General features: G+C 51.8%; 21 protein-coding genes and 4 pseudogenes. 11 read left to right on the plus strand and 14 right to left on the minus strand.

The annotated features are described in order from the left end of the window. Nucleotides 1-287: 287 nt before the first annotated feature. From O3W44_RS02665 to O3W44_RS02680, 4 genes are all read right to left on the minus strand, one after another. Nucleotides 288-554 (minus strand): hypothetical protein, encoded by a 267-nt coding sequence (locus O3W44_RS02665; protein ID WP_269291892.1) that lies wholly within the window; start codon nt 552-554, stop codon nt 288-290. Beyond that, nucleotides 544-1,659 carry a site-specific integrase gene (locus tag O3W44_RS02670; protein ID WP_269291893.1) on the minus strand — a complete coding sequence of 372 codons (1,116 nt, stop codon included), beginning with the start codon at nt 1,657-1,659 and terminating at the stop codon, nt 544-546. Before O3W44_RS02670 ends, O3W44_RS02665 begins: the two co-directional genes overlap by 11 nt. Nucleotides 1,660-1,886: 227 nt before the next feature. Further along, on the minus strand, nt 1,887-2,618 hold the full coding sequence (locus O3W44_RS02675; protein WP_269291894.1) for a DUF421 domain-containing protein: 732 nt from the start codon (nt 2,616-2,618) through the stop codon (nt 1,887-1,889). 2 nt (nt 2,619-2,620) lie between these two features. After that, nucleotides 2,621-3,319: a DUF421 domain-containing protein gene (locus tag O3W44_RS02680; protein WP_269291895.1), complete on the minus strand. Its 699-nt coding sequence runs from the start codon at nt 3,317-3,319 to the stop codon at nt 2,621-2,623. A 135-nt stretch (nt 3,320-3,454) separates the two neighbouring features. Here O3W44_RS02680 and O3W44_RS02685 point away from each other — a divergent pair, with 135 nt between their 5' ends. Continuing rightward, nucleotides 3,455-4,309, plus strand: coding sequence for a hypothetical protein (locus O3W44_RS02685; RefSeq protein ID WP_269291896.1), 855 nt, complete (start codon nt 3,455-3,457; stop codon nt 4,307-4,309). Between the two features lie 27 nt (nt 4,310-4,336). Here O3W44_RS02685 and O3W44_RS02690 read toward each other — a convergent pair whose 3' ends face one another. Beyond that, nucleotides 4,337-5,434 (minus strand): glycerol dehydrogenase, encoded by a 1,098-nt coding sequence (locus O3W44_RS02690; RefSeq protein WP_269291897.1) that lies wholly within the window; start codon nt 5,432-5,434, stop codon nt 4,337-4,339. A 164-nt stretch (nt 5,435-5,598) separates the two neighbouring features. On the opposite strand from O3W44_RS02690, the gene O3W44_RS02695 reads away from it, so the two are divergent. Then, nucleotides 5,599-6,222 carry a LysE family translocator gene (locus O3W44_RS02695; protein ID WP_269291898.1) on the plus strand — a complete coding sequence of 208 codons (624 nt, stop codon included), beginning with the start codon at nt 5,599-5,601 and terminating at the stop codon, nt 6,220-6,222. A 3-nt stretch (nt 6,223-6,225) separates the two neighbouring features. Here the strand turns inward: O3W44_RS02695 and cmoB are convergent, their stop codons facing one another. The 4 genes from cmoB to O3W44_RS02715 form a co-directional block, all read right to left on the minus strand. Next, nucleotides 6,226-7,194, minus strand: a complete 969-nt coding sequence (gene cmoB / locus O3W44_RS02700; RefSeq protein WP_269291899.1) for a tRNA 5-methoxyuridine(34)/uridine 5-oxyacetic acid(34) synthase CmoB — start codon at nt 7,192-7,194, stop codon at nt 6,226-6,228. Next, nucleotides 7,191-7,919, minus strand: a complete 729-nt coding sequence (cmoA, locus tag O3W44_RS02705) for a carboxy-S-adenosyl-L-methionine synthase CmoA (protein ID WP_269291900.1) — start codon at nt 7,917-7,919, stop codon at nt 7,191-7,193. The genes cmoB and cmoA overlap by 4 nt, the downstream gene beginning before the upstream one ends. A gap of 81 nt (nt 7,920-8,000) precedes the next feature. Next, entirely contained in the window at nt 8,001-8,396 is a 396-nt protein-coding gene (locus tag O3W44_RS02710; protein ID WP_269291901.1) for an MAPEG family protein, read from the minus strand. 70 nt (nt 8,397-8,466) lie between these two features. After that, nucleotides 8,467-9,288, minus strand: coding sequence for a DUF72 domain-containing protein (locus O3W44_RS02715; protein WP_269291902.1), 822 nt, complete (start codon nt 9,286-9,288; stop codon nt 8,467-8,469). A gap of 219 nt (nt 9,289-9,507) precedes the next feature. Here O3W44_RS02715 and aspS point away from each other — a divergent pair, with 219 nt between their 5' ends. The 6 genes and pseudogenes from aspS to ruvB all read left to right on the plus strand — a co-directional run bounded on the left by aspS (nt 9,508) and on the right by ruvB (nt 14,993). Further along, on the plus strand, nt 9,508-11,286 hold the full coding sequence (aspS, locus tag O3W44_RS02720; protein ID WP_269291903.1) for an aspartate--tRNA ligase: 1,779 nt from the start codon (nt 9,508-9,510) through the stop codon (nt 11,284-11,286). After that, on the plus strand, nt 11,286-11,717 hold the full coding sequence (gene nudB / locus O3W44_RS02725) for a dihydroneopterin triphosphate diphosphatase (protein ID WP_269291904.1): 432 nt from the start codon (nt 11,286-11,288) through the stop codon (nt 11,715-11,717). The genes aspS and nudB overlap by 1 nt, the downstream gene beginning before the upstream one ends. Nucleotides 11,718-11,963: 246 nt before the next feature. After that, nucleotides 11,964-12,705: pseudogene (locus tag O3W44_RS02730) on the plus strand (YebC/PmpR family DNA-binding transcriptional regulator). Between the two features lie 37 nt (nt 12,706-12,742). Then, nucleotides 12,743-13,269: pseudogene (ruvC, locus tag O3W44_RS02735) on the plus strand (crossover junction endodeoxyribonuclease RuvC). 97 nt (nt 13,270-13,366) lie between these two features. Next, nucleotides 13,367-13,980: pseudogene (gene ruvA, locus O3W44_RS02740) on the plus strand (Holliday junction branch migration protein RuvA). An 8-nt stretch (nt 13,981-13,988) separates the two neighbouring features. After that, complete coding sequence (ruvB, locus tag O3W44_RS02745; RefSeq protein ID WP_269291905.1) at nt 13,989-14,993, plus strand: Holliday junction branch migration DNA helicase RuvB; 1,005 nt, start codon at nt 13,989-13,991, stop codon at nt 14,991-14,993. 58 nt (nt 14,994-15,051) lie between these two features. Here ruvB and znuB read toward each other — a convergent pair whose 3' ends face one another. Together znuB and znuC are read right to left on the minus strand one after the other, a co-directional pair. Then, nucleotides 15,052-15,837 carry a zinc ABC transporter permease subunit ZnuB gene (gene znuB, locus O3W44_RS02750; RefSeq protein ID WP_269291906.1) on the minus strand — a complete coding sequence of 262 codons (786 nt, stop codon included), beginning with the start codon at nt 15,835-15,837 and terminating at the stop codon, nt 15,052-15,054. Next, the gene (gene znuC, locus O3W44_RS02755; RefSeq protein ID WP_269291907.1) at nt 15,834-16,589 is read right to left on the minus strand and encodes a zinc ABC transporter ATP-binding protein ZnuC; all 756 of its coding nucleotides are present in this window, start codon (nt 16,587-16,589) and stop codon (nt 15,834-15,836) included. Before znuC ends, znuB begins: the two co-directional genes overlap by 4 nt. 77 nt (nt 16,590-16,666) lie before the next feature. Here znuC and znuA point away from each other — a divergent pair. The 3 genes and pseudogenes from znuA to lpxM all read left to right on the plus strand — a co-directional run bounded on the left by znuA (nt 16,667) and on the right by lpxM (nt 20,070). Further along, nucleotides 16,667-17,625: pseudogene (gene znuA / locus O3W44_RS02760) on the plus strand (zinc ABC transporter substrate-binding protein ZnuA). Nucleotides 17,626-17,639: 14 nt separating this feature from the next. After that, nucleotides 17,640-18,971 carry a murein DD-endopeptidase MepM gene (gene mepM / locus O3W44_RS02765; protein ID WP_269291908.1) on the plus strand — a complete coding sequence of 444 codons (1,332 nt, stop codon included), beginning with the start codon at nt 17,640-17,642 and terminating at the stop codon, nt 18,969-18,971. 124 nt (nt 18,972-19,095) lie between these two features. Beyond that, complete coding sequence (gene lpxM, locus O3W44_RS02770; RefSeq protein WP_269291909.1) at nt 19,096-20,070, plus strand: lauroyl-Kdo(2)-lipid IV(A) myristoyltransferase; 975 nt, start codon at nt 19,096-19,098, stop codon at nt 20,068-20,070. Nucleotides 20,071-20,097: 27 nt separating this feature from the next. Here the strand turns inward: lpxM and O3W44_RS02775 are convergent, their stop codons facing one another. The 3 genes from O3W44_RS02775 to O3W44_RS02785 all read right to left on the minus strand — a co-directional run bounded on the left by O3W44_RS02775 (nt 20,098) and on the right by O3W44_RS02785 (nt 23,840). After that, nucleotides 20,098-21,330, minus strand: a complete 1,233-nt coding sequence (locus O3W44_RS02775) for an MFS transporter (protein ID WP_269291910.1) — start codon at nt 21,328-21,330, stop codon at nt 20,098-20,100. Nucleotides 21,331-21,413: 83 nt separating this feature from the next. Next, a complete protein-coding gene (gene pyk / locus O3W44_RS02780) occupies nt 21,414-22,856 on the minus strand; it encodes a pyruvate kinase (protein WP_269291911.1) in 1,443 nt (480 codons plus the stop codon). 60 nt (nt 22,857-22,916) lie between these two features. Continuing rightward, nucleotides 22,917-23,840 carry a MurR/RpiR family transcriptional regulator gene (locus O3W44_RS02785; protein ID WP_269291912.1) on the minus strand — a complete coding sequence of 308 codons (924 nt, stop codon included), beginning with the start codon at nt 23,838-23,840 and terminating at the stop codon, nt 22,917-22,919. Nucleotides 23,841-23,879: the final 39 nt, after the last annotated feature.

Raw genomic sequence — 23,879 nt, forward strand, 5'->3', positions numbered from 1 at the left:
CAAAGTTATCCAAAGACTCTTCCAGTTTGAAGGTCTCATCCCTGAGCAACTGCTTCCTGCCAGCTCCCCAGCGTGGCTTCAAAGGGATTTATCTTCCGGCTACTGATCCATAACCTTTTTGGTTGTACTACCGACATATTACCGCTTCTGATTGATAATGCAGATCTGGTTATTTATCAGGGTTAAAGATCCGGTCATTAAGAAGGGCGCTCCATTCGTGTCTTAGGAGCATCAACTGCTCCTGTCTGGTCTGATGCAGAGAATAATTATTTCAACCCGTTTATACTTCAATTCATGATCTTCACGCTAGGATGATGCATGCCAGCATCAATCGCATCAGCGCAATCAAGTAGCGCCTTTGCTAACTCCCTAGCCATGTCAGACCTCATACTTAATTTCAAATCAGGAAAGTCTTGCGGATAGTCAACGTGACCTTTAAGAGAGTCTTCCATCACAAGGTCAACGACTATGAGCTTTCCGAGTGCGCTGTAAATCAACCCGAAGTCAGTAAGCTCCGGCATCCTTCCTACATTTGATTCTTTGTTATGCTTCATTTTTGTTCTCCTCTTGAATGCTTTTAATTTTTAGCTTTTGAAGCTCATCGAATCTGTCATGTAAGGATTTTGGGAACAACTCAGTATAGACTTGCCAAAGAGTACTAAGGGAGCGGTGGCCACTAACCTGTGCGACCTCTTCTATAGTAAAGCCGGCCTCGAATAATCGGCTGACGCCCTCTCGCCTAAGATCATGATAGCGAAGGTCTTTAATGCCCAACTTATTACGTTCTTGGGCGAAAACAAGTGAAATGTTTTTTGGCTTGAAAGGGAATATGCATTCATCTTTTTCAGGTTGGCGCTTCATGATATCCCATGCTTCTCCTAGCAAGGCCACCTTCATATGATTACCTATTTTTTTTCGTGGATCTTTCCTGTCCCTAACTAATACAGCCTTCTGAGCATGATCGATGTCTTCCCAGCGAATCCGTGTAACTTCGCCAATCCTCATGCAGGTTAAAATTGAAAACATGAAAATATCGGAAAATGGAATCTTTTGATAAGAGGTCAGCTCCCTCACTTTGAGGGCGTCAATCAAGCGGTCTGTTTCTTGTTGGGTGGGCCTACGGCTTCTTTTCTGAGACGACGTAATCATTCGAAGTTTATTCATTTGGTACTTTGCATAGCCAAAGTCATCAAGCCTTACATCAACATTGAACATCGGCTTTGCTGCAAAAAGTACAGACCCAATAAAAACAATATCATTACGGATCGTTGAAGGTCCCGCTCCTGTAGAAGCTCGATATTCACAGTGCTCGATGTATGTTTTCTGATTCATTTCCGACAACGGCGTATTGGCGATCTCACACTTACGAACTAAATTGAGGGTCTCTGATTTTGTTTTGCCGTACTTGATGTGTGGATGGTTCATGTATAAATCCATCAACTCACCAAACGTCATCGTTGTAATTTTGTTTTCTTCGGGTATACCGTTAGTTTCCAGATCAGCAACGCGAGTGACGCCCCATGTTTTAGCAAGCGCCTGCTTACTAAAAGTCTGGCGCTCTCGGAAAAGATATTTGCCATCTTTCTTAACCCCGACCGTACAACGATAACGAGTTTCACCTTCAGACGTTTTGCGCTTTTCAATTGAATAAAAGGCCATGTTTTTACCTTGAGTAGGAGTTCCCAAGGGGTGCTAGAGGGGGACCTGACCACTAAATAATGATTTAAATACTGTGTTAATATACAGTAATATACAAGGAATAAAAAACACTAATTCCATTAACTTGCTGTATATAAAAGGATTTAAGATCAACGATCATTCTCCACCCACAACGCCTTTGCTGGGGTATTTTTTGTCTGAAACAGTGCCCTTTGGGCCTGCCGCATTTATTCACTCGCCTCGCTGCTCTGTTCCTTTTCGTGCGGATTATAGAGTTTTTCTGTGCCCAGCCGCTTAACCGCAGGTCGCCAGTTTTGATGATGGCAATAGTCACACTCTGTTTCTGGCGAACTCTCGCTTTGTATAACGAATCCGCAATTTATGCAGGCAAAACATCCCTCTACAGCGATACGCTTGCTGAACGCTTCATTCTGTCCGGGCAGCAGCCACAATCCGGCACGCGGTTGTTTATAGAGTAATAAACTGACCCGACCGGAAGGCTCCAGCCACGCGCGCCGCACCTCGCCCAAATGCTGCACGCCCATTGAACGTAATTCTGAAAACGTTCGGTCGCGGCTCAGTTCTGCATGATGCAGGTGTTCCAGTGCCAGCCGCCCATCCATAACTAACAGCGTGGCATCACCCTGGGTAAAGGTTTCGAGCGTGTGAGAGTAAAAAGAGAGCAACGAAAGCAGCCGAAAGCAGGCCAGCAGCGTGACCAGCAACAGCACGGTTGATAAAATCCCTTTCTCTGGTGTCTGTAATGGTGCGCCGATGGCGGCACCCAGCATAACCATAATCGCCAGGTCAACGATGCTGAGCTGACCGGCGAAACGGCGACCCATCAACCGCAGTATCAGCACTAAAACAAGATAGATAATCACAAAGCGCAGCAGCACTTCACCAGCAAAACTCCATGGCGCTTCGCCAATCAGCCATTTATGAAAAAAATCGCTCATCTTCAGTCCTCCAGCGCCGTGGCGGCGGGTAACCAGTTCCGCGCATGGCAGCAGCGACACGGCAGATCGGGCTCACTTTGGCTCTCCGTCAGATTACCGCACGAGGCGCAAACCTGATGGTCATCGTTGCGCATCTCAGCAAGCAGGGCTTTATCATGGCGCGGAACAATGGCCAGTCCGGGCCGTGGTGTGTCACTCCATACCAGCGTTAACGCACCTGAAGGTTCGATATACACCCGGCTGAGCTGTCCGAGCTGTTGTACACCGCGCCCGCGCAGTAGCGAAAAGAGTTTTTCTCGCGATAACACCGTATTGCGCAGCGTTTCTAAACGCAGCCGGCCATCCTCCAGCGCAATGCGCTCGGTGCCCGCCAGCGCACGGTCAAGTTTGCGAAAACGCAAACTCAAATGCCCCATCAGATGCTGCATGCCAACCAAACCACAAATAATCAATAGCGGTGGTAACAGCCCGCGCTTGTCGTCCAGTAACGGCACGCCCATCGTACCGGCCAGCGTAATCACGGCTGATAGCTCAATCAGCGTGTATTGTGATGCAACCCGACGACCCAACAGCCGCAGCGTAATAATAATGATGATGAAACTGAGCACGGCGCGGAAGAGAACTTCAGACAGAAAAGCAGGGGGCTGTTGGCCGAAAACGAGACGAGTGACATCAGACAGAAAAATATCATCCTGTTTCATGGATTTCTGTTCCTGCATGTTTCAACGTATAGAGAGCATTAATTATATCTCGTCAAAATCTCAATACCGGCGCGAGGGGCTATTTTTGCCACAGTTGCGTTTATACTTAACGTATTGTTGTCTGGGACTTACATCATGAAACCTTTCCTGATTTCTGTCGTTACGCTGTTACTGGCTGTATCAGGCAGTCCCCTTTATGCAGCCAGCAAGTGCGGCCCGCAAAGCGGCGTCATTGCGAGTAGCAATAACTGGATTATGCTGGGCGGCAGCGCAAAAGGCGCAGTACGTCAGGTGATTGCCGGTGAGTTTGGCAAAGATGTGAACTCTCAAAAGCGGATTTTGGGGCAGTTTGATCCTTGTGGCGACCTGATGGTGGCTGATGTCAGTTATGACAAAAACGAGCGCAACGTTATTTTCAGCATGGAACAGCACATTGCCCGCGTACAGGGCGGCTGGGTAGCGGAATATGCCTGGCTGGTAAAAGTGCTGAGAGAAGGAAAAGAGGTGGTGGTGGATAATCGTCAGGGCACCATTAACTGGCAGATGGGCAAGCGCGGCAACATTGTGAGTGCCTCTGATAAATTTACCAGCATGGGCCAGCGAGGCTTTACCGACACAACTTATCGTTATGATGCCCATTTGAGGCTGGAAAAAAGCGTAGCACGCGGTTCGGATGAATTAACCAACGGCGAAAGTCACTATCGCTGGAATCCGCATGGGCTGGTTGTCAGCGCCACCTCATCGCGCAGTCAGGATACCTACACTTACGATAAGCAGTTGCGCGAGTTACGCCTGAACGGCATCACCAGCACGCCGGTCAGTACTATCCGCTCCGTTGATGAGTGCCAGTTGTGGGATGAAGTGGGGAACTGCACGCTAAGCTATCTGCACGAAACTGAAGTCTTCGATAAAGGCACCATCGAGCGGAATCTGAGCTCAGCCTATAAATATCAATACTGGGATAAACCGGGCGAATTTACGGAAGAGTAGGGCGATGCACCGATCGCCCTGGCTGGCTTACTTCACCGTTTTACTGAACGCGTCTAACGCCAAAATGGCATGAGCAATATCTTCTGCTGATAAATGCGGGTTGAGGTTTTTCAGCGTGTCGCCCTCGCTGTTGGCCAGTGCGCCAATCTTGACCAGATTTTCCCAACTTTCATTTTCGAGGTGCAACGCTTTCAACGTGGTCGGCATGTTGATTGCGCGATAAAAACGAATGTAACGCGCAATCTCCTCATCCGGACGCTGCTCAAGCACCATTTGCGTCAACGTACCGTAAGCGACTTTCTCACCGTGGGTTAAGTGATGAATATCGCCATCAATTGCGGTAAAGCCATTATGAATCGCGTGCGCCCCGGCCAAGCCGCCATTTTCAAAGCCCAGCCCGGACAGCAACGTATTGGCTTCAACAACGGCTTCCACGGCAGGCGTTACGCGTTTTTCGCTCACTGCGGTATAGGCGCTGAATCCCCATGTCAGCAGGGTTTCTTCACAGGCGCGGGCAATCGCTAAACCGGCAATCGTCGGATCGCCGCTCACCATCGATTTGGCATGTGAACGCGCGACGGCTTGCGCTTCTACCCATGTTGCCAGCCCATCAGCAATACCCGATGCAAACAGTCGTGCTGGCGCACTGGCGCACACGGCCGTATCCACTAACACCAGATCGGGATTTTTGCTGTAAAAACGATAGCTTTCAAACACGCCATTATCCGAATAAATCACCGACAGTGCACTACAGGGTGCATCGGTGGAGGCAATGGTCGGCACAATCGCCACGGGCTGTTTCACTTCATCAGCCACGGCTTTCACTGTATCCAGCGTTTTACCGCCGCCCAGGCCAACGATCACGTCGCAGCCTTGCTCACTGGCCAGTTTACTCAGTCGCGTAATTTCGTTGCTGGATGCCTCGCCATTAAACTGTTGCCTGACGCACGCGATATTAGCCGCTTGCAGGGCTTTTTGCGCTCGCTCACCAGTTAATTCCCAGACAATATCGTCTGCGACCAGAAAGGCGTGCTGACCCAGCTCTGAAATATAAGAACCGAGCTCATCTAGTACGCCTGCACCTTGCACATATTTACGGGGTGAAGAGAAAATAAATTTACTCATAATCACAACTCCTTGATATGAAATTTAGAGGCCTGAACCAGCCTGGCACATCCTGGGTAAAAATCTTTAGCATTTACCGGGAATGACAGTGGGCATATTGTTAAGCGCGGGTTAAAATTCCTGGATAAATGGCCAGGCTGTACGGGCTTACCTAAGAGGAAAATATGATCGCTACGCTGCTCTCTTTTCTGTTCGCCATTACCATTCTGACGCTCACGCCGGGCTTCGATACGGCACTGGTGCTGCGTTCAGCCGCCGCGCAAGGCTGGAAGCGTGCCAGTGCGACCGCGCTCGGTGTGACGCTGGGCTGTTTAGTCTGGGGAGTGGCTGTTGGACTGGGTTTGGGGACGCTGTTACTGGCATCAGAAGTGGCCTACACCGCGCTCAAGTGGATCGGTGCGGGGTATTTACTCTATTTAGGCGTGAAGCTGCTGCTTAATCCACGTCAGGCATCAGACGATGTAATGCAGAGTGAGACGGCGCAGCAAAGCGGCTTCGCCTGTTTCTGCCGCGGTTTGTTCGGCAACTTACTTAATCCCAAAGTCGGTGTTTTTTACGTGACGTTTCTGCCGCAGTTTATTCCCGCCGGCGCATCGGTGGCGTTGTGGTGTACGCTGATGGCGCTCGCGCACATGCTGTTGGGATTGCTGTGGAACGCGGTGCTGATTGGCGGCAGCCATTATTTTGCCCGCCGTTTACGTCAGCCCCGCGTGTTGAAAATGATGGATCGTCTGACCGGCTGTGTGTTTATCGGTTTTGCGGCGAAACTGGCCCTGTCACGCCGCTAAACGTCATGGCTTAGTGGCTACCAGTACGGCTCGCAGCGGTGCTGGATAACCCTCTACCGTTTTGCCTGGATCCTTTGGATCAAGAAATTCAGCCAGCGATTCGCTGGTCATCCAGTCGGTGCGGCGCTGCTCTTCGGTGGTTGTCACTGCATAATCCACGATGCGTACATCAACGAATCCGCTTTTTTCCAGCCAGCTTTTCAGGGCTTCGGCTGACGGAATAAAGTAGACGTTACGCATCTGTGCGTAGCGTTCGCCAGGCACCAGCACCTGATTGACGTCGCCCTCAATCACCAGCGTTTCCAGCACCAGCTCGCCCCCGCTGACGAGCTGATTTTTCAGCTGCAACAGATGATCAAGCGGCGAGCGACGATGATAAAGCACGCCCATAGAAAACACGGTGTCAAACGCCTGCAGAGCGGGCAGTTGCTCTATGCCGAGCGGCAACAGATGGGCGCGACGATCGTCATTAAGCAGTTTGCGTACTGCTTCAAACTGACACAGAAACAGCTGCATTGGATCGATGCCGACCACCAAATGCGCACCGGCACCAATCATGCGCCACATATGATAGCCGCTGCCGCAGCCGACATCTAAAACCGTGCGTCCGGCGAGCGAAGAGATGTGAGGCAGCACACGCTCCCATTTCCAGTCAGAGCGCCATTCAGTATTAATGTCGGTGCCGTATAAAGAATAAGGTCCTTTACGCCACGGCATAAGATTGCGCAGGAGTTTCTCAATGCCCTGACGATGACGATCGCTAATATCATCACGGTCAGCACTGACGCTGTGCAATAAATCGAGGCGCTGTGGCGCCAGCAGAGGCAGATATTCCAGCGACTTGTACCAGTCGCGAAAATGCCCATGCAGATTTTCTCGTTGCCAGGTGCTGATCTGCGCCGGTAATACTTCCAGCCACTTTGCCAGTGGGCCGACGGCTATTTGCTGATAAAAACGGCCAAAATCGATCATTTCAACGCCACCAACGAACCAAAGTTAAAGCACTGAAACCACAGCTCAGCATGGGAAAAACCGGCCTGTTTCAGGCGCGCTTTATGCGTTTCAACGCTGTCGGTCAACATGACATTTTCCAGCATGCTGCGTTTCTGACTGATTTCCAGCTCGCTATAGCCATTCGCGCGTTTGAAGTCGTGGTGCATGTTAAACAGCAATTCGCCGACTTCACTGTCTTCAAAGCTAAACTTCTCGGAAAGCACCAGTGCGCCACCGGGATTTAATCCTTGCCAGATTTTCTCCAGTAACTGCAAACGAGCGGGAGGGTCAAGAAATTGCAGAGTAAAGTTAAGGATCACCAGTGAGGCATTTTCAACAGGGATATCGCGGATATCGGCTTCCATCACTGTCACCGGGGTATCGGCGCGGAAAGCATCAAGGTGGCGGCGGCAACGTTCAACCATCGCCGGTGAGTTATCCACCGCGATGATGGTACAACCTGGCACATGGATATTGCGGCGCACAGATAACGTGGCTGCACCCAATGAACAGCCGAGATCGTAAACCTGGCTGTCAGGCTGAACGAAACGCTCTGCCAGCATGCCGATCATGGAAATAATGTTTGAGTAGCCGGGCACCGATCGCTGAATCATATCAGGAAAAACTTCAGCTACGCGCTCGTCAAAGGTCCAGTCGCCCAGCTTAGCAATGGGCGCGGAAAATAGCGTATCGCGGTCAGACATAACGAAAAATCCGAAGAGACGACGGAAAGGGCGCTATTCTGGCAGAAAGTCGCGTGGGCTGCACCCATTAACCCGCATCTGTCAGTGTAGCGTCAGCACCAATTCCCACGGCAGGTAAATCAGGTTAAAAATTGCCATGCCGCACAAAGCAAACAGCGTCAGCATCATGCCGTATTGACGGCCCTTCATCACGCTGTGGCGTAAACCGTAGGCATGCACCAGGCGACCGGTAAAAAACAGCAGGGCAGTGAGGTGAATCATCCAGATGTTGGCGCCGTTCATCTCCATCACGATTAACAGCAGCAGAGCCAGCGGGAGGGTTTCGATCGCATTGCCGTGAATGCGAATCGCGATTTTCAGTTCATTAATGCCCCCATCCCCGTAGGCGACGCGGTACTGGCGGCGGTAACGTACGACATCCAGTGTGAACTTCATCACTAACAAAACACCCCAAACAACATATAACGCGCTAACCATTTGTAACTCCAGAATTTGCAACAAAGGCCGCTATGCTAACCCGCGAATTAATCATTGTCCGGTAGAATGACTAAAACAGAGAATCTTGCTGCGGCCAGTCCGGGCCGTTGCCAATGCGCGCATCCAGTTTTTGTAACTGAGGCCACAACGCCTGGACCAGCGGAAAGACGTCACCCATATCCGGCGTATGCAGAAACAGCAGCGGGTTGCTGTCAGCCTGCCACTCAGCCAGTTTTTTCAGCCAGATTTGGAACAGCGGCACGCTCTCATCAACGCTGTCGCTTCCAATAAAACGCACCATCGGTTGCGAACCGGTACGCAGCGCGTGAGGCGGAACCCGGGGTTTTTGCTGGCGCGCATGCAGGGCAGCGGCACTTTGCGAGACTGAAGCATGCACCGGACGGCTATCCAGCATAACCCGGTTGATGCCGCGCTCAAGCAGACCGCGATTCAGGGTGCGTTCCGCCTCGCCTTTTTCAAAGAACGCGGCATGGCGAACTTCGACACCGTAGGCGAAACGCCGTGGCAGGCTATCCAGAAAGCGCCACAGTTCGCCAAGCTGTGCTGGTGAAAAACGGGCCGGCAGCTGCAGCCAGTATTGCCCAATGCGATCGGCCAACGGATCGAGCAGGCGCAGAAACGCCGCAACTAAATCATCGCTGTGTTGTAAGGCTGCCTGATGACTAATCGTGGCCGGAAATTTAAAGCAGAAACGAAAGTCATCGTGCGTCATATCGCGCCAGCGCAGCACCGTTTCCGCGTTTGGCAGCGCGTAGAGTGTGGTGTTGCCTTCCACACAGTGAAAATAGCGGGCATAGTCAGCCAGACTCTCAATTCCCCAGCGTTTCCAGTGCGAATGTTGCCATTGCGGTAGGCCAATACGAAGCGTCACACCCTTTCTCCTGGCTCTGATACGATGACAAATTATCCTATAAGGTAGCGCACGGGTGCAAACCGGCAAAAACCAGCGATGAAATAGCGGCTTTGGCGCGGCTCTACTTATCCTGTTTGCCTTTTTCCATTATAATGGCCGCCTTTTTGCGGCAGCATCTTTAAAGGTTACGCGGCCTGATGCTGTCAGCTGCAGCGGCGAAGTTAAAAGGATAGTGTTATGCGTACAGAATATTGCGGACAGCTCAATCTGTCTCATGTGGGTCAGCAAGTCACTCTTTGCGGCTGGGTAAACCGCCGTCGCGATCTGGGAAGCCTGATATTTATCGATATGCGCGACCGTGAAGGTATCGTGCAGGTGTTCTTTGATCCCGATCGTCAGGATGCTTTCAAGCTGGCTTCTGAACTGCGCAACGAATTCTGTATCCAGATCACCGGAACCGTGCGTGCGCGTGATGAGAAGAACAAAAATGCTGAGATGGCCACCGGTGAAGTTGAAGTGTTCGCGCAAGAACTGAACATCATCAACCGTTCTGAACCGCTGCCTCTCGACGCCAACCAAAACAACAGCGAAGAAGCGCGTCTTAAATATCGCTACCTCGATTTGCGTCGTCCCGAAATGGTCGAACGCCTGAAAACGCGCGCAAAAATCACCAGTTTTGTCCGTCGCTTTATGGATGACGAAGGTTTTCTCGACATCGAAACACCGATGCTGACTAAAGCCACGCCAGAGGGTGCGCGCGACTATTTAGTACCGAGCCGCGTTCATAAAGGCAAATTTTATGCGCTGCCACAGTCACCACAGCTGTTCAAGCAGTTATTAATGATGTCTGGCTTCGATCGCTATTACCAAATCGTGAAGTGCTTCCGCGATGAAGATTTGCGTGCCGATCGCCAGCCAGAATTTACTCAGATCGATGTGGAAACCTCGTTCCTGACGGCCCCGCAGGTGCGCGAAATCATGGAGCGCCTGATTCGCAATCTGTGGCAGAGCGTGAAGGGCGTTGATCTGGGCGAATTCCCGCAGATGACCTTTGCTGAAGCGATGCGTCGTTACGGTTCGGACAAGCCGGATCTGCGTAACCCAATGGAACTGATCGATGTAGGCGATCTGTTGAAAAACGTTGAGTTTCAGGTCTTCTCTGGCCCGGCAAATGATGCGAAAGGCCGGGTTGCCGCGCTGCGTGTACCGACGGGTGCGCAGCTGAGCCGCAAACAAATTGACGAGTATGGCAAATTTGTTGAGATCTACGGTGCCAAAGGGCTGGCGTGGATGAAAGTCAACGAACGCGCTAACGGCCTGGACGGCGTACAAAGCCCGATTGCGAAATTCCTGAACGCCGGGATTGTCGAAGAGATCCTCAGCCGGACGGGTGCGCAAGATGGCGACATCATCTTCTTCGGTGCCGACCGCGCCAAAGTGGTTGCTGATGCACTGGGCGCGCTGCGCCTGAAAGTGGGTCGTGAATTGCAGATCACCAATGAGAAAGCCTGGGCGCCATTATGGGTAATCGACTTCCCGATGTTCGAAGCGGACGAGGAAGGCGGCCTGGCGGCCATGCACCATCCCTTTACTGCGCCGAAAGCGATGAGCGCAGAACAGCTGGCCGCCGATCCCACTTCAGCGGTAGCGAATGCTTACGACATGGTGATTAACGGCTACGAAGTCGGTGGCGGTTCTGTGCGTATTCATAACGGTAATATGCAGCAGACCGTGTTCACTATTCTCGGCATTGAAGAACATGAACAGCGTGAAAAGTTCGGCTTCCTGCTGGACGCACTGAAATTCGGTACGCCGCCGCACGCGGGACTGGCTTTTGGTCTGGATCGTCTGACTATGCTGCTGACCGGCACAGATAATATTCGTGACGTCATTGCGTTCCCGAAAACCACTGCCGCGGCCTGTCTGATGACTGAAGCGCCGAGCGAAGCGAATCCGGCGGCACTGCTTGAATTAGGTATTCAGGTAGTAAAGAAAGATAAGTCAGAGAATAAATAATGTCGTACAAATACCCGGTTTCGGTGCTGGTGGTGATTTCCGCGCTAAACACCGGCCGGGTGTTGATGCTGCAACGGCGAGACGATCCCGATTTCTGGCAATCCGTAACCGGCAGCCTGGAAGTGGGTGAAACCGCTCTGCAGGCGGCGCAGCGTGAAGTAGGCGAAGAGCTGGGTATTGATGTACAGGCCGAACAGTTAGCGGTAGAAGATTGTCAGCGTCAAATTGAGTTTGAAATCTTTGCGCACTATCGTCACCGCTACGCGCCCGGCACCACGCATAATCGCGAGCACTGGTTTCGGCTACAATTGCCCACCGAACGCGATATTGCGTTAACCGAGCACCTCGCGTTCCGCTGGCTCGATCGTGCTGATGCAGCAGCACTTACCAAGTCCTGGAGTAATCGCCAGGCAATAGAAGAATTTACTTAAACGTTTGCCGTCCCACGTTTTTCCGGCGGCGAAGAGATTAAAGTTCTATCTCAATTTTAGGTCATGATCGTAAAGATTATGGCCCTTAAGCTTAACGTTCAGGCGTAATCGGCGCAGCGAGGCTGACTGCTGCCAGCGCACAGCAACCGGAGCGTACGTCTGTACGTGAGGATTGCGAGCACTGCCAGCAGCCAGGATCGTCAGCAAGATAGCCTGTTCCATAGATAAGATCGGAGAAAATGTAAGATGGCAGGACATAGCAAGTGGGCTAATACCAAGCACCGCAAAGCGGCGCAAGACGCTAAGCGCGGTAAAATCTTCACCAAAATTATTCGTGAGCTGGTTACGGCTGCCAAACTCGGTGGCGGTGATCCAACATCCAACCCTCGTCTGCGTGCTGCTATGGATAAAGCCCTGTCCAATAACATGACGCGTGACACTATGGATCGTGCGATTGCGCGTGGTGTGGGGGTGAAGATAACGCCAACATGGAAACCATTATCTATGAAGGCTACGGTCCGGGTGGCTCAGCCATCATGATCGAATGTCTGAGTGATAACCGCAATCGTACCGTGGGCGAAGTGCGTCACGCCTTCACGAAGACCGGCGGTAACCTGGGCACTGACGGCTCCGTCGCCTACCTGTTCAGCAAAAAGGGGTGATCTCTTACGCGCCAGGTCAGGATGAAGATCAGGTGATGGAAGCGGCGCTGGAAGCGGGAGCGGAGGATGTCGTGAGCTACGATGATGGCGCAATTGATGTCTTCACCGCATGGGAAGAGATGGGCGCAGTGCGTGATGCATTAGAAGCGACAGGCCTTAAGGCAGACAGCGCCGAAGTCTCAATGATCCCTTCAACCAAAGCTGAAATGGATGCGGAAACCGCGCCAAAACTGCTGCGTTTGATCGACATGCTGGAAGATTGTGATGATGTGCAGGAGGTTTACCACAACGGTGAGATCTCCGACGAGGTGGCGGAAACGCTGTAATGGCGTCAGCCCACAGACACCAAACCGGAGACGAATAATGGCGATCATTTTGGGTATCGATCCCGGTTCGCGAATCACCGGTTATGGTGTGATCCGTCAAACTGGCCGCCAGCTCACCTATCTGGGCAGCGGCTGTATTCGCACGAACACAGCCGATCTGCCTTCACGCCTGAAGTTAATCTATGCTGGCGTCAGTGAAATCATTACTCAGTTTTCACCCGATTATTTCGCCATTGAACAGGTGTTTATGGCGAAGAATGCGGACTCTGCGCTTAAGCTGGGGCAGGCGCGCGGTGCAGCTATCGTTGCGGCTGTTAATCACGATTTACCGGTGTTTGAATACGCTGCGCGTCAGGTCAAGCAAACCGTGGTAGGTATTGGCAGTGCGGAAAAAGTCAGGTGCAGCATATGGTTCGCACCTTACTGAAATTAGCGGCTAACCCACAAGCGGATGCTGCCGATGCGCTGGCCATTGCTATTACCCATTGTCACGTTTCGCAAAACGCGGCGCGGATGAGTGACAGCAAACTGGTGCTCACCCGTGGTCGTTTACGTTCGGGCTAAATGCGAGACGATGCGCAGGCTTATCAGGCTGGATATTCATCCAGCTTTTTTTATGTTATAAAATCCGCCACAGTTTTTTTATAAAGGAAGCGTTCAGGTGATAGGTCGTCTACGGGGCAATATTCTGGAAAAACAGCCACCGCTGGTGCTGCTTGAGGCGAACGGTGTTGGTTATGAAGTTCACATGCCAATGACCTGTTTTTACGAACTGCCTGAACTCAATGAAGAAGCGGTAATTTTACCCAGTTTGTGGTGCGTGAAGATGCGCAATTGCTGTTTGGCTTCAACAGTAAACAAGAGCGCGCGCTGTTTCGCGAGCTGATCAAAGTTAATGGCGTCGGCCCGAAGCTGGCGTTAGCGATTCTTTCTGGCATGTCGGCACAGCAGTTCGTTACTGCGGTAGAAAAAGAAGAAATTGCAGTGCTGGTCAAATTGCCGGGCGTAGGCAAAAAAACCGCTGAGCGTCTGGTTGTTGAAATGAAAGATCGTTTCAAAGGTATGCATGGCGACCTGTTTGGCGGTGACTCAGCCTTTACGTTAACGTCGCCAGGCATGGAACCTGACACCAATGATGCGGAAGCCGAAGCGGTTGCAGCCCTGGTTGCACTGGGTTATAAACCGCAGGAAGCCAGCCGTATGATCAGTAAAGTTGGTCGACCTGATGCGGATTGCGAAACCCTTATCCGCGAAGCTCTGCGCGCAGCCATTTGAGGTAATTCATGATAGAAGCCGATCGCCTGGTCTCTGCCGCCAGTGTTAATGAAGAAGAGAGTCTGGATCGCGCGATTCGCCCTAAGCTGCTGGCAGAATACGTTGGACAGCCGCAGGTGCGTGAGCAGATGGAGATTTTCATCAAGGCAGCCCAGCTGCGTGGCGATGCGCTCGATCATTTACTGATTTTCGGTCCGCCGGGATTGGGTAAAACGACGCTGGCAAACATCGTTGCCAATGAAATGGGCGTTAATCTACGCACCACTTCAGGCCCGGTGTTGGAAAAGGCAGGCGACCTTGCCGCCATGCTGACCAACCTTGAACCTCATGATGTGCTGTTTATCGATGAAATTCACCGTCTGTCACCTGTGGTAGAAGAGGTGCTTTATCCGGCAATGGAAGATTATCAGCTGGATATTATGATTGGTGAAGGCCCGGCAGCGCGCTCAATTAAACTGGATCTTCCACCGTTTACCCTGATTGGTGCCACCACGCGCGCAGGCTCTCTTACTTCACCGCTGCGCGATCGCTTTGGCATTGTGCAGCGGCTTGAATTTTATCGCGTTGACGATCTGCAGCACATTGTCAGCCGCAGTGCTGCCTGCCTGGGGCTGGCGCTGAGTGACGAAGGTGCGCTGGAAATTGCCCGTCGCTCACGGGGAACGCCACGTATCGCTAACCGTCTGCTGCGTCGTGTGCGCGATTACGCAGAAGTACGCGCCGATGGTGAATTAAGCGGGAAAGTCTCCTCCAGTGCGCTGGATATGCTGAACGTAGACAGCGAAGGCTTTGACTACATGGATCGTAAGCTGCTGCTGGCGATCATTGACAAGTTTACTGGTGGCCCGGTTGGTCTCGATAATCTTGCCGCTGCGATCGGTGAAGAGCGCGAAACCATTGAAGATGTCATTGAGCCGTTCCTGATTCAGCAAGGCTTCATTCAGCGAACGCCGCGCGGTCGCATGGCGACGCAACATGCCTACCGCCATTTTGGTGTTACGCACGGAGAATAAAACAGATAAGTGCCGCTACTGCCGGAAGCAATAGCGGCACAAACCGAGTGCTGTAGTACTACACGGCGGGTTTTCGCACCATGCTGAAGATAAACAGAATGGCAGCACACAGCACCACTGAAGGGCCAGCAGGGGTGTCATAAAACGCGGAAAACGTCAGGCCGCCCGTCACCGCAATAATACCTGTAATTACGGCAATGATTGCCATTTGCTCGGGTGAACGAGCAAAGCGACGTGCAGTCGCTGCAGGAATAATCAACAGCGAAGTAATTATCAGCGCGCCAACAAACTTCATTGCGACACCGATGGTTAAGGCGGTGACTAACATCAATACCAGTCTGGTGCGCTGAATGTTAACGCCATCGACCTGAGCCAGTTCCGGGCTAATAGTCATCGACAGCAGCGAACGCCATTGCCAGGCCATCACGCCTAATACCGCTAACACACCGACACCCATCGTTAACAGATCGTTTGGCGTCACTGCCAGCAGATCGCCAAACAGATATGCCATTAAATCGACGCGGACGTTCGACATCAGGCTCACGACAACCAGCCCGAGGGATAAGGCGCTGTGCGCCATAATGCCGAGCAGGGTATCAATAGCAAGATGTGGCCGACGTTCCAGCCATACCAAACCCAGCGCCAGACAAACGGTGACTAAAATCACTGCATAGTAAGGATTAACATTGAGCAACAAACCGAAGGCAACACCAAGCAGTGACGCATGGGCCAGCGTGTCGCCAAAATAGGACATCTTGCGCCAGACAACAAAAGATCCCAGCGGTCCGGCTGCCAGCGCCAACATCACGCCGCCTAACCAACCCGGTAATAACAACTCAATCATGATGGACCTTGTCCTCTGCGTAATACGATACGTCCCTGAAGGTCGTGACGATGGTTATGATGATGACGATAAATCGCCAGTTGCTGAGCACCGCGTGGCCCAAACATGGCAATAAATTCAGGATGTTGAGAGACCGCTTCTGGCGTGCCTGAGCAACAAATATGATGGTTTAGACATAAAACCTCGTCAGTTTTTGCCATAACCAAATGCAGATCGTGTGAAACCATCAGCACGCCGCAGTTCAATTCATGGCGCAGCTGGTCAATAAGATCATAAAGCGCGACCTGGCCGTTGACGTCCACACCTTGCGTTGGCTCATCAAGCACCAGCAACTGCGGCTGATTAAGCAGGGCGCGGGCCAGTAAGACGCGCTGGGTTTCACCGCCCGAAAGTTTTTGCAGCGGTGCGTTAAGTAAATGCCCGGCCTGCACACGTTTCAGGGCAGGCAAAATTTCATCGGCTTTACTGCCGCGCGTCAGACGCATAAATCGCGCTACCGTGACCGGCAGAGTGGGGTCGATATGCAACTTTTGCGGCACATATCCGATACGCAAACCCGCGCTGCGCTGGACACGGCCACCCTGCGGTGAGAGCAGGCCCAATACCACCCGCACCAGTGTAGATTTACCTGCGCCGTTAGGTCCGAGCAGAGTAAGGATGCGACCGGGCTGCAAGGCGAGACTGACCCCTGATAAGACCGTGCGCTGGTCGTATTGAACCGTTATGTTTTCAAGTGTGACGAGTGAGGACATAGTATTTACAGGTTGCACAGAAATTAGGATGTTATAATATCACATCCACACAATTGCTCACGATGGAAAGTCGCATTATGTTACACAAAAAAAAGGGCCTTGTTTTCGCCTTTTCTGCGTTGTCTTTAGCTGCCTCTCTGACACTGCCAGCCCATGCCAATGTGGTCGCGTCGATTAAACCCGTTGGGTTTATTGCCGCTGCGATTGCAGAGGGCGTCACACCGGTCGACGTATTATTGCCAGACGGGGCTTCTGAGCATGATTATTCATTACGTCCATCTGATGTAAAACGCTTAAAAAACGCAGACTTAGTCGTTTGGGTTGGGCCAGACATGGAAGCGTTTATGAGTAAGTCCGTGGCTGAATTACCCGCTAAAAAAATCTCGAAATTGCCGATATACAGGGTGCTAAATCTTTACTCATCGCTGGAGGAGATGATGACGATCATGACGAGCATGAACATAATCAGCGAGAATCAGTAGATCAGGACGCGTTTGACCACCATCACGATCATGGGCAATTTAATATGCACGTATGGTTGTCCCCTGAGATAGCGAGGCAAACCGCGGTTGCAATCCATGAAAAATTATTGGAACTTATGCCGCAAGACAAAGCCAAACTTGACGCCAACCTGCAGCATTTTCAGACAGAATTGGCGGACACGGACAAACGCATTAGCGCGCAACTCGCACCGGTCAGGAATAAAGGGTATTTCGTTTTTCACGACGCTTACAACTATTTTGAAAAACATTATGGTCTTTCCCCAACAGGGCATTTTACCGTAAATCCTGAAATTCAGCCGGGCGCACAGCGTTTACATCAAATACGAACACAGTTGGTTGAGCAAAAGGCCGTTTGCGTCTTTGCTGAGCCACAATTCAGGCCAGCAGTCATCGATGCTGTAGCCCGGGGAACAGCGGTGCGTAAAGGCACGCTCGATCCACTCGGCACAGACATCAGCTTATCGAAAGACAGCTATGTGAAATTCCTCTCACAGCTGTCGAGCCAGTATGAAGCCTGCCTGAAAGGAGCATAGAGGAATAGGTAAAAGTGCAGCAGATAGCCCGCTCTGTCGCCCTCGCATTTAATAATTTGCCGCGCCCCCACCGCGTAATGCTGGGTTCATTAACTGTAATTACTCTGGCCGTCGCTGTCTGGCGGCCTTATGTTTACCATCCAACGGATGATGTGACGCCAATCGTCAAAACCATCGAGTTAGATAAAAACGAATTGCGCACACTGTTACCTGAAGCCAGTGAGCCTATCGATCAAAGTACACCGGAGCCGGAAGAAGAACTGCCCGCAGACGATATTGATAAAGATGTCCCTGAAACCCGTGGCGTCCATGAATATACCTTGTCATCCGGCGATACCTTAAGCAGTGCGCTTAATCAGTACGGCATTGATATTGGTGATATTGCTGCGCTGGTTCGCAGCGATCGCGATCTACGTAATTTGCAGGTCGGCCAGCAACTGAGCTGGACGCTGGCCGATGATGGCAGCTTAAAAACGCTAAGCTGGGAAATTTCCCGCCGTGAAACCCGACATTATGAGCGTACCGATAAAGGTGGCTTTACCATGCAGTCGGAACTGCAAAAGGGTGAATGGAAAAATAACGTTTTGCTGGGTGAAGTGCGGGGCAGTTTTGCCGCCAGTGCGCAGCGTGCTGGTTTAAGCAGCGCCGAAACCAGCAGTGTTATCAAAGCTTTGCAGTGGCAAATGGATTTTCGCAAACTGCGCGCCGGGGATCAGTTCAGCGTACTGATGTCGCGTGAAATGCTGGATGGAAAGAGCGCACAAAGCCAGTTACTGGGTGTGCGCCTCCGTTCGGGCGGCAAAGATTATTACGCTTTCCGCGCTGAAGATGGCAAATTCTACGACCGTAATGCATCTGGACTGGCGCGCGGTTTCATGCGCTTTCCTACGGTGAAGCAGTACCGTGTCTCGTCGAACTTTAACCCGCGCCGACTCAATCCGGTCACCGGACGCATCGCCCCTCATAAAGGTGTCGATTTTGCGTTACCTATTGGCACGCCGGTACTTGCTGTGGGCGATGGCGAAGTGGTGGTCGCGAAAAATGGTGGTGCAGCCGGTAACTATGTGGCGATACGTCATGGTCGTCAGTATATGACACGTTACATGCACTTAAAGAAAGTGCTGGTGAAGCCAGGCCAAAAAGTGAAACGCGGCGATCGTATCGCACTATCCGGCAACACGGGTCGCTCCACCGGGCCGCATTTACACTATGAAATCTGGATCAATAATCAGGCAGTTAATCCGTTAACGGCGAAATTGCCGCGTATGGAAGGGCTGAGCGGTAAATCGCGTACCGAATATATGGCGCAGGTTAAATCCTGGGTACCGCAACTGAAGCTTAACTAAACGATTCTGTAGGTTAAGGCGAAAACCGACGGGATGACCGTCGGTTTTTTTATATCGCGTGCGGGATGATTGCAAATTTGTACGTCGCCACTATCATTAGCCCGTCATTGATTGAGGCGAGTGCATGGAAACCCGTAGAAAAAATAACATCGAATTTATTCCCGTTTTTGAACGTTCCTTTCTTAAACCTAAATACTGGGGCAGTTGGCTGGCGATAGGTGCCTTAGCTGGCATGGCGATGTTACCCGCCAACGTGCGCGATCCCATTTTGGGGAGACTGGGTAAATTTGCCGGAAAACTGGCGAAAGGGGCGCGTCGACGTGCGCTTATCAATCTCTGCTACTGCTTGCCGGAACAGAGCGAAGCTCAGCGTGCAGAAATTGTAGACAAAATGTTTGCCACCGCACCACAAGCGATGACCATGATGGCCGAACTGGCCTTACGGGGTCCCGAGCGAGTTCGTCAGCGCGTCGAATGGCACGGGCGCGAAATCATTGAGCAAATGAAGGCGGAAAAGCAGAACGTCATTTTTTTAGTACCACACGGTTGGGCGGTTGATATTCCTGCCATGCTGCTGGCATCTGAAGGACAAATGATGGCAGCCATGTTTCATAATCAAAGCGATCCGCTAGTAGATTATGCCTGGAACCGTGTACGGCGACGTTTCGGTGGCCGTTTGCATGCTCGCAACGACGGTATTAAACCGTTCATCAGTTCAGTGCGACAGGGCTACTGGGGCTATTATCTTCCGGATCAGGATCACGGCGCGGAGCACAGCGAGTTTGTGGATTTCTTTGCGACATACAAAGCAACCTTACCGGCCGTCGGGCGGTTGATGAAAGTGTGTCGTGCTCGTGTCGTACCGCTGTTTCCGGTCTACAACAGTGAAACGCATAAGCTGGAAATTTATATTCGCCCGCCGATGGATGACCTGCCCGACGCGGACGATCATCAACTGGCACGCCGTATGAACGAGGAAGTTGAAATTTTTGTGCGTCCGCATCCTGAACAGTACACATGGATCCTGAAACTGCTCAAGACGCGAAAAGAGGGCGATACAGAGCCCTATAAACGCAAAGATCTTTACCCACGTAAATAGCAAAAGGCCGCATGTTGCGGCCTTTTTTTATAACGCGGCTAATCGTGTTCGCTTTTTTCGCTCACGCAAAAACAGCACAACAAGGCCAAACCATAACAGACCGCTGATGAAATTAATCAGGCTGAACCACGGCGTACCGCCGCTGAAATAGCCGCTTTTTGCCAGCTCAATGCCGATGGCTAACGTCAAAATGCTGATCATACCAAGCATGGCGGCGACACTGCCTTTGCCTTCATCACTGGCGTAAAGGGTCAGGCGATACAGTCCGGCATTCACCATACCTGCACCAAAGGCGTAAAGACTTAATCCTGCCGTGAGAAACAAATAGCTGTGGCTGTTAAGCACATTCGCCAGTAAGGCAACGCTTAAGCCAAGCAAAATTGGCCAGGCGGCAAATTTGACTGGCTGTTCAATGGGGACTCGCCCCGCCAGTTTACTCAGCGTCAGGTTGCCTGCGATCATCGCCAGAAATACCGGCAATTGCAGCAAAGCATAATGCAGGCGCGACAACCCTTCGTCATGCATCAAAATGACGGGCGACAGGGCAACCCAGGTCAGTATTGGAATAAACACCAGGCCAATGGCAAACGAGCCGTACATCACCTGGCGATCCTTTGCCAGCCGGGTATAGCTGCGTGCCAGATTGGGCAGCGCGACGGAATGGCTGCGATCGCCCGCCGTTTCTGGCATCACCTGCCAGAGTACAATAAACGCCAGCGCGCTACAGGCGGCAAACAGCCAGAACATGCTGCGCCAGCTGCCGACGGTGAGCCAGGCTGCACCCGCTAAAGGCCCCGCCAGCGGCGCTAACAGCGCGACATTCGCCATCAGCGCCATCATGCGTACCGCCAGAGCCTCATCAAAAGCCTCCTGAATAGCGGCATAGCCGACCGCACCGATAAAGCACAAACTGATGCCCTGTACAAAGCGCAATCCAACAAACTGTTCAATGCTGTTGACCCAGGTTGTCAGGATGCAGGCAGTGGCAAAAAACAGAATCCCGAATAGCATGACCGGGCGGCGACCAAACTTATCGGAAAGTGGGCCAAGCAGCCACTGCAGCACCACGCCGCCAAGCAGATAGGCTGTTAGTGACGTAGAAACCCATTCCGGGCCAACCTCAAATTCATTCGTGACGATCAACATGCCGGGCTGGATCATGTCGTGTGCAATGTAAGTGGCAAATTCAAACAGCACCAGCGCCAGCGGAAACAGTAAAATGCGACCGTTAAGTTGGCTGATGGGTTGAAAACGGGCCATCGGACCTCCTTGTAAAAAATAAAACGCGACTGCCAGGCAGTCGCGTTATTCAGCGTAGTACAGTTGTGAAAGGTGTGGGGGGATTAATCCACGCGCAGAACGCGGCTGGTGTTAGTGGTGCCGGTCGTGCCCATCACATCTCCCTGCGTCACGATAACCAGATCGCCCGAAACGAGGAATCCTTTATCGCGCAGCAGATTAACAGCATCATGTGCAGCGGCAACACCTTCATTGTTACTGTCAAAAAACACGGGCGTGACGCCGCGGTATAATGCCGTTAAGTTCAGGGTACGCTCGTGGCGTGACATTGCAAAGATCGGCAGACCTGAAGTAATGCGCGAAGTCATTAGCGGCGTGCGGCCAGATTCTGTCATGGTGATAATTGCCGTCACGCCCTGAAGATGGTTCGCCGTATACATGGAAGACATCGCGATGGCTTCTTCAATGTTGTCGAACTGCACGTCCAGGCGGTGTTTTGACACATTCACGCTCGGGATCTTTTCTGCCCCTAAACAGACTTTTGCCATCGCGGAAACGGTTTCAGCCGGATACTGGCCCGCAGCCGTTTCAGCCGATAACATCACGGCATCGGTACCATCCAGCACGGCGTTTGCGACATCCATCACCTCAGCACGTGTTGGCATAGGATTAGTGATCATCGACTCCATCATCTGCGTTGCAGTGATAATGGTGCGGTTCAACTGACGCGCACGACGAATCAACGTTTTTTGAATGCCGACCAGTTCTGGATCGCCGATTTCCACACCGAGATCGCCACGCGCCACCATGACCACGTCTGAGGCCAGAATGATGTCATCCATCGCTTCCTGCGTGGCTACCGCTTCGGCACGTTCTACCTTGGCAACCAGTTTCGCTTCACAACCTGCGTCACGTGCCAGGCGGCGCGCGTAATTCATATCTTCCCCGCAGCGAGGAAAGGAGACGGCCAGATAATCGACATTGATTTTGGCTGCGGTGATGATGTCCGCTTTATCTTTTTCAGTGAGTGCTTCTGCGGATAAACCGCCGCCCAGTTTGTTGATGCCTTTGTTGTTCGACAGCGGGCCGCCCACCGTAACTTCGGTGAAGACTTTCATACCCTGAACTTCAAGCACTTTTAGCTGCACACGGCCATCATCCAGCAGCAGGATATCGCCGGGTACAACGTCAGCAGGCAGGCCTTTATAGTCAATGCCGACACGCTCTTTGTCGCCTTCGCCTTTACCCAGACTGGCGTCAAGCAGGAAGCGGTCACCAATATTGAGAAAAACTTTGCCTTCTTTAAAGGTTGATACGCGAATTTTTGGTCCTTGCAGATCGCCCAGAATGGCAACGTGGCGGCCAAGTTTAGCGGCAATTTCACGGACTTTATCAGCACGCATTTGGTGATCTTCTGGCGTGCCGTGGGAGAAGTTGAGTCGCACAACATTCGCGCCGGCAGCGATGATTTTTTCGAGGTTATTATCGCGATCAGTCGCTGGGCCGAGGGTTGTTACGATCTTGGTTCTTCTGAGACGTCTTGACATGAAGGACTCCGTTAACAAATTAGCGTGTCCCTTCTTTTGGACACGGTGTGGTCATCTATTCTATCTGATTGATGGCGTGTGATACGACTCACATTGTAAATGTGATGTTAATTTTTTTCGGAGCGTTGTGATAAAGCAAAACTGGCTTTTCATAACGCGACTCTTTAACGCCGCTTTGACCCGCTTCAGATTTTCACGAAACGGTGTACCCCGCTCAAGGGTGAACCCGGTGGCTAAAACATCGATCACGGTTAACTGTGCCAGGCGCGATACCATCGGCAAGTAGACATCGGTATCTTCCGGCACATCAAGTGCCAAAGCCAGCGTAGCCGCTTCGGCAAGGGGTGAATCGGGAGACGTAATGGCAATGACGGTGGAACCGTTTACACGGGCCAGGCGAGCCAGTTCTACCATATTTTTGGTGCGCCCTGTATGTGAAATGATAACAAAAACGTCATGGGCGCTACTATTTATGCAACTCATGCGCTGGATCACAATATCGTCTGACCAGATGACGGGGAGATTAAAGCGAAAGAATTTATTAAAGGCGTCATGCGCAACCACGGCCGAGGTGCCGAGGCCGAAGAACGCCACCTTATGCGCCTGACTTAAACAGACAACGGCTTGCTGAATGACGCTGTAATTCAGTTGATTTTTAACCCGTTGCAGGCCAGCAAGGGCAGAATCAAAAATTTTATTGCTGTAGCTTTCAACATTGTCATTCTCTTCAACATCGCGGCTGACCCAACTATTACCTTTAGCCAGACTTTGCGCCAGATGCAGTTTAAAATCAGGGAAGCCGCGCGTGCCTAAGTGATGACAAAAGCGATTCACGGTGGGTTCGCTTACGCCAGCCGCACGGGCCAGGGTGGCAATGCTGGAATGAATGGCTTCCTGCGGCGCAGCAAGAATTTGCTCAGCCACTTTGCGTTCAGATTTACTTAACGCAGCCAGCTGCGCCTGAATTTTTTCCAGCATGTCCATAACCTGATGACCGTTATCACTTTTATCGATTTCAATTAT

Origin of the sequence: Pantoea sp. LMR881, assembly GCF_027157825.1 — a bacterium.
Lineage (GTDB): Bacteria > Pseudomonadota > Gammaproteobacteria > Enterobacterales > Enterobacteriaceae > Pantoea > Pantoea haifensis.

What these genes read in the sequence shown, in the direction of transcription:
- O3W44_RS02665 (WP_269291892.1), bottom strand. Translation starts at nt 554, where the DNA reads ATGAAGCATAACAAAGAATCAAATGTAGGAAGGATGCCGGAGCTTACT.
- O3W44_RS02670 (WP_269291893.1), bottom strand. Translation starts at nt 1,659, where the DNA reads ATGGCCTTTTATTCAATTGAAAAGCGCAAAACGTCTGAAGGTGAAACT.
- O3W44_RS02675 (WP_269291894.1), bottom strand. Translation starts at nt 2,618, where the DNA reads ATGAGCGATTTTTTTCATAAATGGCTGATTGGCGAAGCGCCATGGAGT.
- O3W44_RS02680 (WP_269291895.1), bottom strand. Translation starts at nt 3,319, where the DNA reads ATGAAACAGGATGATATTTTTCTGTCTGATGTCACTCGTCTCGTTTTC.
- O3W44_RS02685 (WP_269291896.1), top strand. Translation starts at nt 3,455, where the DNA reads ATGAAACCTTTCCTGATTTCTGTCGTTACGCTGTTACTGGCTGTATCA.
- O3W44_RS02690 (WP_269291897.1), bottom strand. Translation starts at nt 5,434, where the DNA reads ATGAGTAAATTTATTTTCTCTTCACCCCGTAAATATGTGCAAGGTGCA.
- O3W44_RS02695 (WP_269291898.1), top strand. Translation starts at nt 5,599, where the DNA reads ATGATCGCTACGCTGCTCTCTTTTCTGTTCGCCATTACCATTCTGACG.
- cmoB (WP_269291899.1), bottom strand. Translation starts at nt 7,194, where the DNA reads ATGATCGATTTTGGCCGTTTTTATCAGCAAATAGCCGTCGGCCCACTG.
- cmoA (WP_269291900.1), bottom strand. Translation starts at nt 7,919, where the DNA reads ATGTCTGACCGCGATACGCTATTTTCCGCGCCCATTGCTAAGCTGGGC.
- O3W44_RS02710 (WP_269291901.1), bottom strand. Translation starts at nt 8,396, where the DNA reads ATGGTTAGCGCGTTATATGTTGTTTGGGGTGTTTTGTTAGTGATGAAG.
- aspS (WP_269291903.1), top strand. Translation starts at nt 9,508, where the DNA reads ATGCGTACAGAATATTGCGGACAGCTCAATCTGTCTCATGTGGGTCAG.
- nudB (WP_269291904.1), top strand. Translation starts at nt 11,286, where the DNA reads ATGTCGTACAAATACCCGGTTTCGGTGCTGGTGGTGATTTCCGCGCTA.
- ruvB (WP_269291905.1), top strand. Translation starts at nt 13,989, where the DNA reads ATGATAGAAGCCGATCGCCTGGTCTCTGCCGCCAGTGTTAATGAAGAA.
- znuB (WP_269291906.1), bottom strand. Translation starts at nt 15,837, where the DNA reads ATGATTGAGTTGTTATTACCGGGTTGGTTAGGCGGCGTGATGTTGGCG.
- znuC (WP_269291907.1), bottom strand. Translation starts at nt 16,589, where the DNA reads ATGTCCTCACTCGTCACACTTGAAAACATAACGGTTCAATACGACCAG.
- lpxM (WP_269291909.1), top strand. Translation starts at nt 19,096, where the DNA reads ATGGAAACCCGTAGAAAAAATAACATCGAATTTATTCCCGTTTTTGAA.
- O3W44_RS02775 (WP_269291910.1), bottom strand. Translation starts at nt 21,330, where the DNA reads ATGGCCCGTTTTCAACCCATCAGCCAACTTAACGGTCGCATTTTACTG.
- pyk (WP_269291911.1), bottom strand. Translation starts at nt 22,856, where the DNA reads ATGTCAAGACGTCTCAGAAGAACCAAGATCGTAACAACCCTCGGCCCA.
- O3W44_RS02785 (WP_269291912.1), bottom strand. Translation starts at nt 23,840, where the DNA reads ATGGACATGCTGGAAAAAATTCAGGCGCAGCTGGCTGCGTTAAGTAAA.